Below are 12759 nucleotides of genomic sequence, written 5' to 3' on the forward strand. Positions count from 1 at the left end.
CACGACGTCTGCGCCCACCGCCCCCGAAACTACGCCGACGCACCGAACGGTCCCGTCGGCCACGATCTGGAGACAATGCCATGAGCGCGACACCGGATTCCGGCAACTGCCTGATGTGCGGCATGGAACAGGTCGCGGAGACCTCCGTCGTCTTCCGCGACGACCTGTGGGCAGCGGAGATCGTGCCCGCGTTCGCCGTGCCCGGCTGGTTCTTCCTGCGCGCACGAAGGCATGCCGAACTCATCACCGGTCTCAACGATGCCGAACTGTCCACCTTCGCCCGCCGGGCCAGGGATCTCGTCGCCGCCGTCGCTGAAGCCACCGGTGCGCCCGCGACCTACTTTCTCGTCTTCGGCGAAAACTATCGACATTTCCACGCGCTGATCACGGCGCGTGGCGTCGACGTCCCCACGGACAGGCGTTCTGGAGACATCTTGAAATTGGTGCCCGATCATGTCGACCCGGTCGAGGCGGCGCGGCTCGTCCCCGAGGTTCGCCGTGCCTACCACCGCGCCGCGTCGGCTGGCGGTGCGCCGGTCAGCATCGCCGGCTGACGCGGTCGCCGCCGAACGGGCCTGCGAGAAATCGCGTCGTTCCGGCCCGGTGGCGCGGATGCCGCGTTTCAGCGTCTCGAAACCTCTAGCTAAACCCTTGACCACTTGGAGAAGTTCATGCCCGAAGTCCTGAAACGGCCGCTCTCGAAAGCCAAGGTCCGCCAAGACCTCAGCGAGGTCCGCGAACGAGTGAGCTCCATCATCGAGGACATCCGGAGCCGTGGCGACAGTGCGATCCGCGAGTACTCGGCCACCTTCGACAACTGGTCCCCGGAGTCTTTCCGGCTGAGCGCGGACGAGATTTCCCGGATCGTCGCGACGTTGCCCGATCAGGTCATCGAGGACATCGAGTTCGTGCAACGGCAGGTGCGGAACTTCGCGCAGCGGCAACGTGACTCCATGCTCGACGTCGAGGTCGAGACGATGCCAGGGGTCCGGCTTGGCCACCGCCACATTCCCGTCACCGCGGCGGGCGCCTACGTGCCGGGCGGAAGGTATCCGCTCACCGCCTCGGCCCACATGACCATCGTGACCGCCAAAGTAGCCGGCGTGTCCCGAGTGGCCGCCTGCACGCCGCCCATCCGCGGCGAGATCCCCGCCGCGACCGTCGCGGCGATGCACCTCGCGGGCGCGGATGAGATCTACCTGCTCGGGGGCGTGCAGGCGGTGTCCGCTCTGGCGATCGGCACCGAGACCATCGACCGGGTCGACCTGATCGCCGGGCCGGGCAACGCCTATGTGGCGGAGGCGAAGCGGCAGTTGTTCGGTGAAGTCGGCATCGATCTGTTCGCCGGGCCGACCGAGATCCTGGTGATCGCCGACGAGACGGCCGATGCGTTCGTCGTCGCGGTGGACTTGCTCTCCCAAGCCGAGCACGGCCCGGACTCGCCGGCCGTGCTGGTGACCACCTCGCGCCGGATCGGTGTGGAGGTGCTGGCGCACATCGACGCCCTGCTGCCGGGAATGCCGACCAAGGACTTAGCCGGGCCGACGTGGCACGACCATGGCCAAATCGTCGTAGTCGACTCGATTGAGGAGGCCTTCACCGTGGCGGACGGGTACGCCAGCGAACACGTCGAAGTGCTCACAGCCAACCCGCGCCAGGCGCTCGACGCGATGCACGACTACGGCGCGCTGTTCCTCGGCGAGGGTACCTGCGTTTCCTACGGCGACAAGGTGATTGGCACCAATCACGTGCTGCCGACCAGGGGAGCGGCGCGCTACACCGGCGGACTGTGGGTGGGCAAATACCTCAAGACCGTCACCTATCAGGAAGTCACCGATCCGGCCGCGAGCGCGCGGCTCGGTGAGGTGTGTGGCCGTGCCGCGCGGGTGGAGCTCTTCGAAGGGCACGCCCGCGCGGGCGATGTCCGGGCAGCGAAGTTCGGTGGTGCCCCGCTGCCGTGGGACACCCGTCCATCTGTGGCGGCGGAGCTGTGAGCGGCGTTTTCTCCGGGCGGACCGTTCTGGTTTCCGGTGGTGGCAACGGACTGGGCCGCGCGATGTGCGCGGCCCTGTCGGTCAACGGGGCGCGCGTTCTCGCGGTGGGACGGACCAGGGCCACGGTTGAGGAGACCGTCGCCCAGTTGGCTGGACCCGGTCGGGCATCGGTCTGTGACGTCGGTGATCCGGGCTCGGTGCGGCAGCTGGCCGCGGAATTCGCCGACGAGGAGATCTCGGTCCTGGTGAACAACGCCGGGATCGCCGGGCCCGTCGCATCCTTGGTGGACGTCGACCCGGCGGACTGGGACGAGGTGTTCGGCGTCAATGTCCGGGGTACGTTCCTGATGTGCCAGGCCTTTCTGCCGCCGATGATCGAACGAAGGACAGGGCAGATCGTGAACATCGCGTCCGTGTCCGGCAAACGGCCGTTGCTTCGCCGCACGCCGTACTGCGCGTCGAAGATGGCGGTGCTCGGGCTGACCACGACTCTCGCGGGCGAGGTCGGCCCCCTCGGTGTCACGGTGAACTCTCTTTCGCCGGGACCGGTCGAGGGCCCGCGAATGACTGGAAATTTCCAGCGGGAAGCCGTGGCCACCGGGGTCACCGTGGAGGAGGCAGAGGCCGTGTTCGTGTCACGTGCGGCACTGGGGCGGATGGTCACCGAGGATGAGGTCGCCGCGGCTTTGGTCGCGATGCTGCAGATGCCGGGTCTGTGTGCGGCCGACATCGACTTGTCCGCCGGAATGGTGGCCCGGTGAGCTTGTAGCGGCGTGTGGCGCAGCGGTCTGAGGAGTGCCGTAGCGCGCGATGTCTCCTGCGCGCGGCTTCGTCGCATCCGGATCCACGCGCACCACCCGGCCGATGCGTCCGGTGCCGGGCACGACTGGCGGTTCGAGCGGATAGTGGCGTTCGCCGTTGACACGTCGTGCACATGGGTCGCGACGACCTCGGCGAGCGTCTCACCGCTGCTGGCTTCCGGGTCGGGCAGATCGTGCATGGTGAGCGGAAGCCGAACTCGGCCGGTGTCGCTGCTCGGATGGGGGATATGCGGAGTAAGCATGGACGTGTCGAGTGCGAGCGGTCCACATCGAAACAGTCGCTCCGCTGTCCGGGGCGAAGTCATGGCCGCTCTCCAGCCGGCGACAATCTCTCGCCGACGTGTGGGGTGCTTCTCCGTGACGCGACGGTCTTGCCGAGCACGAGGCCGAAGACAAGGGCTAGTGGCAGCTGGATCACGGTGTACACGGCCGGCGGCAGCGCCATCTGCTCGCTGCCGATCACGGTGCGGGCGACGACGATCGCCATCACCGCGTTGTGCAGGCCGATCTCGAACGAACACGCCACCGACTGCGCGTGGGTCACCTGGAACACGCGAGGCACCACGTAACCCAGGGCGAGGTTCACCATGCCGAACACCGCAGTGATCCCGGCGAGGTGGCCGAAGTTGTCGGCGAGGATCTGGCGGTTCTGCAGGAGGGCCCCGCCTATGAGGAGACCGAGCACCACCATCGACGCGATGCGGACCGGACGGTCCAGGCGCAGGGCCACCCGCTCGCGCCAGCGCCGGACGAGCATGCCGATGCCCACCGGGACCAGCACGATGGCAAAAACTTCCGCGGCCTTGCCGAACTGCAGGCCGAGCGACTCGTCGCCGGCCGCGAAGTGGGCTGCGGCCAGGTTGTAGATGACAGGCATCGTCACGATCGCCAGCACCGAGTTGATCGCCGTCAGACTGACGTTGAGCGCGACATCACCGCCGAACAGGTGGCTGTAGAGGTTCGCGGCGGGCCCTCCGGGCGACGCTGCCAGCAGCATCATGCCGACGGCGAGGATCGGGGAAAGCCCGAACAGATAGATCAGGCCGACGCAGATGGCGGGCAGCACGACAAGCTGGGTCAGCAGCGCCGCCAAGACCACACGCGGCCGTTGAGCGATCCGCGCGAAGTCACCGACGGTGAGACCCAGGCCCAGACCGAGCATGACGATGCCGAGCGCCACGGGTAGTGCGGTACTCACCAGGTCCATGACGCACCTCCCGCGTGTGCGGGGACCGGTCTGTTCCAGACCGACTCGAAGAGCTGATCTCTCATCGTTGAGACACCTCTGCTTCATGCGCCTTGTGTGTGATGCGGGGTACACAAAGTGCGGGGGAAGCAGCCCGACGACCACTTTACTTGCACATGGTGCGACCTCGGTTTGATGTCAGTCGCGCCGCCGGACGACCACGTCGAGCCCGCGGCGGCTGCGTGCCGCGCCCGGCCCGATCAGCGCTGCCAGCCGGGGACCGAGCTCGGCGCAAGCACTGAGCAGGATCGGGGCCAGGTCGGCGAGCTCGGTCGCACCGGCCTGGTCAGAGCGGGACGCGATCGAGAGTGAGCCCAACGCCGTGCCGGAGTCCGGGTCGAGGAGGGGCGCTGAGATGCCCGTCATGAAGGCGTGGTTCTGGCTGCGGCTCACCGAGTAGCCGTCGCGGCGGATGCGCTCGAGTTCCTGGTCGCTCGGCCGTCGCTCCGCCGCGGGCCGGGTGCTCAGCACGGTCTGGGCTTCTTCCGGTGGCAGGTGGGCCAGGATGGCCAGCCCGCTCGAACCGGAGGTCAGCGGGGCCCGCTCACCCAGCACAACCTGGTCGCGCAGCGGGTGTGACGGTGAAGGGATGCCGACGGTCAGCACCCGGTGACCGCCGGACCGCAGGTGCATGGCCGCTGAGTGACCGGTGGTGGTCACCAGGCGGGTGACCACGGGATGAGTGGCTCGCAGCAACGGAGGATCCGGGCCGACGAGCACGGCCAACGCGATCGATCGGCTGCCCAGCCGGTACCCGACTCGCGGCGCGTGATCAACGTAGCCCTCCGCCTCCAGGCGTCGCAGCGCGCGATAAGTCGCCGCCTCGTTGAGTCCCGAGCGGGACGCGATGCGAGTCAACGTCGCAGGCTGCTCCAGACCGGCCAGCGACTCCAGGATCTCCAGGCCCCGCAGAACGCCCGCGGCGCCGGATCTGCTCGAGACCATGGTCCCTCCTTCGTGGCTGTACTTGCACATTGTGCAGCCTGTGTTGGTGGTCCTGCTGCGCGGCTTGTCACATGGACGCAATTACCCGTTCACGTATCAGTCAGGACACCGGCCATGACCTCCCGCACGATGAAACTGATCGCCTTCATGCAGGCGCAGAACTGCTCCAACTATGTCGGCTCGTGGCGTAGCCCGGCCAGCGTCCCGGACTTTCTCACCCCCGCCTACTACCAGCGCATCGCCCGGACGCTGGAGGACGCCTGCTTTGACATGGCGTTCTTCGACGACCGTCTGGCGATGCCCGACATCTACGGCGGCAGTGCCGACCTGGCGGTCGAACACGGCATCCGCACGGTCAAGATGGATCCGACGATCGTGCTGACGGCCATGGCAGCGGTCACTACTCACCTCGGGCTGGGCGCCACCGCCAGCACCACCTATTTCGAGCCCTTCGATGTCGCGCGCCGGTTCATGACGCTGGACCAGATGACCGGCGGCCGGATCGCGTGGAACATCGTCACGTCCCTCAACTCCGCCGAGGCCAACAACTTCGGCAAGGCCGCTCACCTCGACCACGACCGCCGGTACGACCGCGCCGACGAGTTCGTGCAGATCGTGCGTGACTTCTGGACCGCCTGGGACCCGGACGCTCTGGTCATCGATAAGCAGGCCGGGCGCTTCGCCGACCCCGCGAAGGTTCACCGCACCACCTACCACGGCGACTTCTTCGACGTGGATGGCACCTTCACCGTCCCGCAGTCCCCGCAAGGCCACCCCGTCCTGCTCCAAGCCGGGCAGAGCGGACGCGGCCTCGCCTTCGCCGGCCGCTGGGCCGAGGTCGTGTTCACCGCGTTCAGCAACATCGAGAAAGGTGCCCAGACCTCTGCCGCGATCAGGGAGGCCGTCGCCGCCGCAGGCCGGGATCCCGAAAAGGTCGCAGTGACTCCAGCGGTCGGCGTGATCGTGGCTGAGACCGAGGAACTGGCCAAGGCCAAGGAGAAGATCATCCGTGGGCACGCGCGCCAGGAGGACGGCCTGGTTCTGCTGTGCGAAACCCTGAACGTGGACTTCTCCGGCCGCCCTGTGGACAAGCCGTTCGCCGACGAGGAACTCGCGGCGATGTCGTGGCACGGGCTGCGGGATCGGGTGATCGCCACCAGCGGTACGCCCAACCCGTCGGTCGCCGACTTCGTCACGTTCTCCGGCCGGGGCACGATCGATGAGGGCCGGGTCTTCCGCGGCACCCCCAGCCAGGTCGCCGACCAGATGCAGGAATGGTTCGACACCTGCTGTGACGGCTTCGTGCTCTCGGCGAGCACGCTGCCCGGCTCCTACGAAGACTTCGCCCGCCTGGTCGTCCCCGAGCTACAGCGCCGCGACCTGGTCAAGACCGAGTACGCGGGGACGACCCTGCGCGAAAATCTCGGCCTTGACAAGCCCTCCCGACCAGCCGCCACAGCCACTGGGGTCACCGGGCCATGAGCGCGGCACTGACGACCATCCTGACCCCCACCGGCATGCTGGGTTACGGCTACCCGGTCGCGGACTTTTGGAGTGCGCTCGATCTGGGCGTCGAGGCGATCGTCGTCGATGCCGGATCCACCGACCCGGGCCCCTACCTGCTCGGGCTCGGCGAGACGCTGTGCACCGACGAATCAGTGGTCCGCGACCTGACCCCGATGCTGGAGGCGGCGGGGACCCGCGGTATCCCGCTGTTCGTCGGCAGCGCGGGGGGCGCGGGCACCGACGCCCAGGTCGACCACCTCGTCAGCCTGGTCGACTCCATCGGGCGCGAGAACGGCTGGCGACTCACCGTCGCTACCGTCCACACCGCCTTGTCGCCCGAGGTGGTGCTCGACCGGCTCGACCAGGGCCAGATTCGGCACAGCGTCCGCGACGAGCTGCCGACGCGCGCTGATATCGCCGATGCTGTCGCGCTGGTCGCCCAGGTCGGCGCCGAGCCGTTCACCCGGATCATCGAGTCCCCGCAGAAAGCCGACGTGGTCATCGCCGGACGCGCCTACGATCCCGCTCCCCACGCGGCGTGGGCCATCAGCCGCGGCGTCGCCCCGGCGCTGGCCTGGCACGCCGGCAAGATCCTCGAGTGCGGCGGTGCCTGCGCCGAACCCAAGGGCAGCGGAGTGCTCGCCCGCTTCTTCGACGACTGTTTCACCGTAACCCCGATGAGCCCCGGAGCTCGCTGCACCCCGCTGTCGGTGGCAGCCCACACGATGTACGAGAAGAGCCGGCCGGACCTGCTGCCAGGACCCGACGGCGTGCTCGATGTCCGTGCGTGCCGCTACGAGGTGGTGGACGAGCGGACCGTCCGTGTCTCGGGCAGCAAGCACCACGATGGCGAATCTCCGACCTTGAAGGTCGAGGGTGCCACGGTCACCGGGCACCGGGCGGTGTTCATGGGCGGGGTCCGCGACCCGATCCTCATCGACCAGATCGACACCTTCCTCGACACTTTGCGCAAGATCCTCAGTGGTCTGTACCCGGAGCTGGCCTCCGGTGCGGCCCAGCTCCACTTCCACGTCTACGGCCGCGACGGCGTGATGGGTGCCCGCGAGCCCGAGACCGGCACTCCGTTCGAGCTCGGCATCCTCGCCGAGGTCACCGCCGCCACTCCGGCGAAGGCCAAGGCGATCGCCGCCCACGCCCGCATCGGCATGCTGCACCTGCCCTACGACGGCCAAATCGCCACCGCCGGGAATTTCGCGCTTCCCCTCAACCCCATGGAGACCGCTATCGGCCCTGTCTGCCGCTTCAGCGTCTACCACGTTCTCGACGCCACCGGCCTGCCAGCGTTTCCCGTTCGACAACGAGAGGTGGGCGCATGATCCGCAGCACCGAAATCGGCCCGGAGCCCACCGTGCGGCTGCGCGACCTCGCCGCGGTGATCCGCAGCAAGAACGCGGGCCCCTACGAAATCACCTTCGACATCCTGTTCACCGATCCGGCGATCTACACGCATGTCCGTGACGCAGGAGTCCTGGACCGCCACAAGCTGACCGAGCTGTTCGGTGTCCCCGGCAACGACGTCGTCTTCTGCGACTGGTTCGAACCGGCGCTGGCGTTCAAGCTGACGCTACGGCGCTGGGGCGACCAAGGCGGCGTCGGTGAACGCGACACCTTCGGCGCCCAGCAGCATGCCCCGTTGCTGAATCTCCGAGTAGCCCGGCCCGCGGAGCACTGAGGAACCCATCATGGCACCAACACACCCTTCGCTTGGCCTCGCTGTCAGCGCTCGCGCTGTTGACTCACCTTGGTTCCGCCGGGTCCTGGGTCACTATCCGACCGGAGTGACCGCGGTGACCGCCATCGGTGCCGACGGGCGGCCGGAAGCGATGGTCGTCGGGTCGTTCACCAGCGTCTCGCTCGATCCGCCGCTGGTGGCGTTCCTCCCGTCCACCAGTTCGCGCACCTGGAACCGAATTCGGACGGCCGAACATTTCTGCGTCAACATCCTCGACGCCGGCCAAGAACGTCTGTGCCGACAGTTTGCCGCCCACCACGGCGACAAGTACGAGGGTGTCGCCTGGCATCCCGCGCCCAGTGGATCGCCCATCATCGACGGGGCCGTGGCCTGGATCGACTGCGAAACGGACACCGTGCACCATGCCGGTGACCACGAGATCGTCGTCGGCCGCGTCCTCGACCTCGACACCGCCGCGGAAGGGCGTCCGCTCCTGTTCTTCCAAGGCGGTTACGGGAGCTTCACCCCTCACACGTTGGTTGCCTCCGACGATCGCTTCACCGCGGAACTCCAGCTCATCGATCGCGCCCGCCCTCTGCTTGAGGGCACCGCCCGCGACGTCGCAGGCCAAATCGGCGTCGCGCACTGCGATGCCACGACGTTCACCATGCTCGCGCTCGCCGGACAGGCCCGCGACCACCGCATCACCCGCGCCGCGATCGGCCAGCCCGTCGCCGTTGCCGCCCCCATCGGGATCTGGTGGATGTCCCACGCGGACCCCGCCACCGTCGAACAGTGGCTCCGAGGAACCTCCGGCGCCCGACGCGACCACGTCTACGAAGCCATGCGGCTGATTCGCGCGGACGGCGGACTCACGGTCGGACTGAGCCCGGTCCACGACAGGCTCGACCGGCTACTGGACGAACGAATGTCGGGCGACCCTCGTTCCTCCGCTGGGGAAGCCGCCGAAACCCACGATCTCGCCTGGGAGCCGCTCGACTTCGTCACGTCCCGCCTGACCGACCATGCGACCGCGGCTGACCATCCCGAGATACGCAGCATCTGGGCACCCATCGTCGATCGGGCCGGCCAAGTCGTCCTGGGTGTCATGGCGACCGGGTTCCCCACTGAGAGCCCGCTCGCCGACATCGCCCGAGCCGTGCACCAGCTCGCTGCGAGGATCAGCTCCCTGTCCACGGTGAACGCCGTTCACCGTGGGCGTCAGGCCCCACCGTCAGGAGACACACTGTGACCTCGACCGCATCCCGCTCCGCTGACCCGTCGCCGCTCGAGGCTCCGGTCAGGCCGCTGGCCACACAACTGGCCGACGCTGTCGTCGCGCTTCAGTGGACCGATGTGCCACTGAAGGTGCGCGAGACCGCTAAAGAGCACCTGCTCGACGCTGTCGGCCTGGCACTGGCCGCGACGACCCTTGACTTCGGATCGGCGATCCACGAGGCCGGAGTGCGCCTCGACGGCGCCAAGGGTTCCGGTGTGGCGACCGTGCTCGGCTTCGGCAGCGGCCTCACCCCGGCTTACGCGGCGCTGGTCAACGGCACCCTGATGCACGGACTGGACTTCGACGACACCCACATTGGCGCGATCTACCACGCGAGCGCGCCCGCCGCCGCGGCCGCGCTCGCGGTGGGCGAGGAGGTCGGCGCCACCGGAGCAGACCTCCTGCTGGCCTACATCGTCGGCCTCGAAGTCGGCTGCAGGCTCGCGAAGGCCGGCGCCGGACGCTTCCACTTGCGTGGATTTCACCCCACCGGGGTCATCGGCACCTTCGCCGCCGCGTGCGTCGCGGCAAAGCTCCGCCAGACCGACGCTGCGACACTGGAAAACGCCCTCGGGCTTTGCGGAAGCCAGGCCGCCGGCATTCTCGAGCTCCACGACTCCTGGCTCAAGCGCATGCACCCGGGCTGGGCAGCTCACGCCGCGATCTCCGCCGTAACCATGGCGCAAGCGGGATTCCGTGGTCCCGCAACGGTCTTCGAAGGCCAAGGCGGCCTCTATCAAGCCCACATCGGCGAGAAACCGACGGCCACAGACCTGGCCATCGCCGACATCGGTGAAGTGTGGTGGACACCGGACATCGCGCTGAAACCCTACCCGTGCTGCCATTTCACCCACGCATTCGTCGACGCGGCGGCCAACATCCTCGGTGACCTCAAGGTCGACCGGCTGACCGCGGACGACGTTGCCGAGATCACCTGCACCGTGCCCGCCATGGTCATCCCGATGGTGTGTGAACCGCGCGACCGCAAGATCGCGCCACCCGCGATCTACGACGCCCTTTTCAGCGTCCCGTACGTCACCGCTGCCCGGCTCCTGGGCCGTTCGATGGACCTGGCCATGTTCTATGACCAGCCCCTCGACGACCCCGACACCCTGGCGCTCGCCGCCAAGGTCTCCTGCACCCCCGACCCCGACACTGCCTTCCCCTGGCATTTCCCCGGAACTGTCTTCGTGACGCTCCAGGACGGCCGGACGCTGCGGTCCCACGTCGCTGACAGCCGGGGCACGAAAGAACACCCCTTGGCCCGCGACGAAATCCTCGCGAAATTCGATCAAACAGCAGGACGCACCATGTCCGGCCACGAGGCGCAACGCCTGGGAGAACTCGTACTGGGTTTGGAGCACCACACCACCGCCGACCTGATGGCTGCGGCGACCCTCGATTCCTGATGGCCACGCCGGCTACAAGTCGGGAGGATCCGAACCCATCACCAGTGGTACTCCAGATCGCTCCCAAAACAGAACATGACTGCCGCAGCTGAAACAAGGTAGGCAAACCCGATCGCAACGAAGCGTATGTGTATTGCTATCCAAAGGCTGATGGATGACTGACGTGACTGCCGCAAGCGCGCTACCAGATCTTCTCCTTGAATCGGCCGCGGGCAAGGACTCCGAGTTACGCACGAGCACCGCAAACAGCAGTCTCCCGGATTCCTTGTCTTCGGGTTTTACGCCGGAGTCGCCCGGTCGTCGCGCAGGTCCGGTCGAGCGGCGGGATCTGGGCTCGCTGTTGCCTGCCCGGATGGCCCACTGGCTCGGGGAGCACGTTGACGCGCTGGCCGCGGCGATACTTGAGGAGATCCAGAATTCAGTCCCACAATTCCGGCTCGACACGACCACCAACCACGGCATCAGGCGAGCTGTCGGGCAATGCGTCGAGAGAGCCCTTGCCGCAGCAAAACCGGATGAAAACTGGAACCTGCTCTTCCGCACGTTCGGGAGGATCGAATTCGAGGAGGGCCGCAGTCTCGATTTCCTGCAGACCGCCTACGGGATAGGTGGCCGGGCGGCCTGGCAACACATCTCCGCGGGCGGTCGGGCGCTCGGGCTGACCACCGATGTTCTCTGTCGGTGCGCCGACGCCATCTTCGCGTATGTCGAGGAGATCTCCGCCTTGTCGATCGAGGGCTACGCCGTCGCGCAGAATCATTCGGCCGCTGCCCTCTCGCGGCACCGTCGGCGGTTGCTGGAACTGCTGGTGGCAGACACGCCTGCCACCGGGCGGATCGTGGCTGAGCACGCGACATCAGCGCACTGGGACCTGCCGCCCGACGTTGCCGTCGTCGTGCTCGAGCCCCGCACCGTGCACCCTGGTATCGGGATTCCCGACCTGCCTGGCGAGATACTGGCCGCTTTTGACGGTGGTCAACCGTGGCTGCTTACCGCCAACCCTGCCAGGGACATGCGGGACTTGGCCGGCAAGCTGGGAGACTGGCGAGTAGCGGTGGGGCCGACCGTCCCGCTCGCCAGTGCCGCCAGCTCGCTGGCTCGGGCGCGACAGACCATGCGGCTGCTCAAGCGCGGTGTCATCGCCGACACGGCCGTCGTCTGGTGCGCCGACCACCTCTCGACATTGTGCCTGCTCGCCGACGAAGTCCTGCTCGAGGAACTGTGTGCTCGCGCGTTGGCGCCGTTGGCCGGTTTGACGCCCAAGCGACGAGCCCGCCTGTGCGATACCTTGCTGACTTGGCTGCAGTCCCGTGGCAGCGCGCCCGAGATCGCCGCCATCCTCAAGGTCCACCCGCAAACCGTCCGATACCGGCTGCATCAGCTGACCGACTTGTTCGGAGAGCGGCTCGACAATGCCGACGACCGGCTGGACATGGAGATCGCGCTTCGCGCCGAGCACCTGCTCGCGGCGGCAGAGCCACGGCGGCCCGTAGGACTCGCGTAGCGGCACTGCGTTGACAAACGCCATGCCGCTCACACCGGGTGGTCGGGTTCATGGTCGAGATGTCGAATCGGCCGCAGTCGCCCGCACTAGTTCGGTGGGTAAGGAGACCGGCCGGACCGCCCGGCGCGCCGCTTTGGTGTGGCACGTTTGTCCGCTCAGCAGCCCTAGCCGACGATTTGCGGCTGCTGGGTGGTGTGAGTGAGATGGTCGCGGCCGTCGCGGGTGAAGTAGTGCAACAGGGTGAACCCGCACTCGATCCAGTTCGGCCAGGAGACGGTGTTCGTGGAGAAATTGTCAGGCACGACCTGCCGTCGTCCGGTCGGGAACCGGGCGCAGCTCTGGCCCAGGAGCTCCTGCTAGCG

At 67.6% G+C, this 12759-nt stretch carries 12 protein-coding genes; 9 read left to right on the forward strand and 3 right to left on the reverse strand.

What is annotated here, in order from left to right:
* The first annotated feature begins 80 nt into the window (after positions 1–80).
* From QMK34_RS04135 to QMK34_RS04145, 3 genes are all read left to right on the forward strand, one after another.
* Complete coding sequence (locus QMK34_RS04135; protein WP_326411632.1) at positions 81–554, forward strand: hypothetical protein; 474 nt, start codon at positions 81–83, stop codon at positions 552–554.
* A 117-nt stretch (positions 555–671) separates the two neighbouring features.
* Positions 672–1994: a histidinol dehydrogenase gene (hisD, locus tag QMK34_RS04140; RefSeq protein ID WP_326411634.1), complete on the forward strand. Its 1323-nt coding sequence runs from the start codon at positions 672–674 to the stop codon at positions 1992–1994.
* Entirely contained in the window at positions 1991–2755 is a 765-nt protein-coding gene (locus QMK34_RS04145) for an SDR family NAD(P)-dependent oxidoreductase (RefSeq protein ID WP_326411636.1), read from the forward strand. Before hisD ends, QMK34_RS04145 begins: the two co-directional genes overlap by 4 nt.
* Before the next feature lie 361 nt (positions 2756–3116).
* Here QMK34_RS04145 and QMK34_RS04150 read toward each other — a convergent pair whose 3' ends face one another.
* A complete protein-coding gene (locus tag QMK34_RS04150) occupies positions 3117–4022 on the reverse strand; it encodes a bile acid:sodium symporter family protein (RefSeq protein WP_326411638.1) in 906 nt (301 codons plus the stop codon).
* A 177-nt stretch (positions 4023–4199) separates the two neighbouring features.
* Complete coding sequence (locus tag QMK34_RS04155) at positions 4200–5006, reverse strand: IclR family transcriptional regulator (protein ID WP_326411640.1); 807 nt, start codon at positions 5004–5006, stop codon at positions 4200–4202.
* A gap of 114 nt (positions 5007–5120) precedes the next feature.
* Here QMK34_RS04155 and QMK34_RS04160 point away from each other — a divergent pair, with 114 nt between their 5' ends.
* The 6 genes from QMK34_RS04160 (at position 5121) to QMK34_RS04185 (ending at position 12397) form a co-directional block, all read left to right on the forward strand.
* Positions 5121–6488: an LLM class flavin-dependent oxidoreductase gene (locus tag QMK34_RS04160; protein WP_326411643.1), complete on the forward strand. Its 1368-nt coding sequence runs from the start codon at positions 5121–5123 to the stop codon at positions 6486–6488.
* Entirely contained in the window at positions 6485–7849 is a 1365-nt protein-coding gene (locus tag QMK34_RS04165; protein ID WP_326411645.1) for an acyclic terpene utilization AtuA family protein, read from the forward strand. The genes QMK34_RS04160 and QMK34_RS04165 overlap by 4 nt, the downstream gene beginning before the upstream one ends.
* Positions 7846–8205 (forward strand): DUF4387 domain-containing protein, encoded by a 360-nt coding sequence (locus tag QMK34_RS04170; RefSeq protein ID WP_326411647.1) that lies wholly within the window; start codon positions 7846–7848, stop codon positions 8203–8205. The genes QMK34_RS04165 and QMK34_RS04170 overlap by 4 nt, the downstream gene beginning before the upstream one ends.
* A gap of 10 nt (positions 8206–8215) precedes the next feature.
* Positions 8216–9457 (forward strand): flavin reductase family protein, encoded by a 1242-nt coding sequence (locus QMK34_RS04175; RefSeq protein ID WP_326411649.1) that lies wholly within the window; start codon positions 8216–8218, stop codon positions 9455–9457.
* Entirely contained in the window at positions 9454–10893 is a 1440-nt protein-coding gene (locus QMK34_RS04180) for an MmgE/PrpD family protein (RefSeq protein WP_326411652.1), read from the forward strand. Before QMK34_RS04175 ends, QMK34_RS04180 begins: the two co-directional genes overlap by 4 nt.
* A gap of 154 nt (positions 10894–11047) precedes the next feature.
* Positions 11048–12397 carry a helix-turn-helix domain-containing protein gene (locus QMK34_RS04185; RefSeq protein ID WP_326411654.1) on the forward strand — a complete coding sequence of 450 codons (1350 nt, stop codon included), beginning with the start codon at positions 11048–11050 and terminating at the stop codon, positions 12395–12397.
* A 164-nt stretch (positions 12398–12561) separates the two neighbouring features.
* Here QMK34_RS04185 and QMK34_RS04190 read toward each other — a convergent pair whose 3' ends face one another.
* Positions 12562–12699: a hypothetical protein gene (locus QMK34_RS04190; protein ID WP_326411656.1), complete on the reverse strand. Its 138-nt coding sequence runs from the start codon at positions 12697–12699 to the stop codon at positions 12562–12564.
* Between the last annotated feature and the right edge of the window lie 60 nt (positions 12700–12759).

Origin of the sequence: Amycolatopsis sp. H20-H5 (assembly GCF_035828755.1) — a bacterium.
Taxonomy (GTDB): domain Bacteria; phylum Actinomycetota; class Actinomycetes; order Mycobacteriales; family Pseudonocardiaceae; genus Amycolatopsis.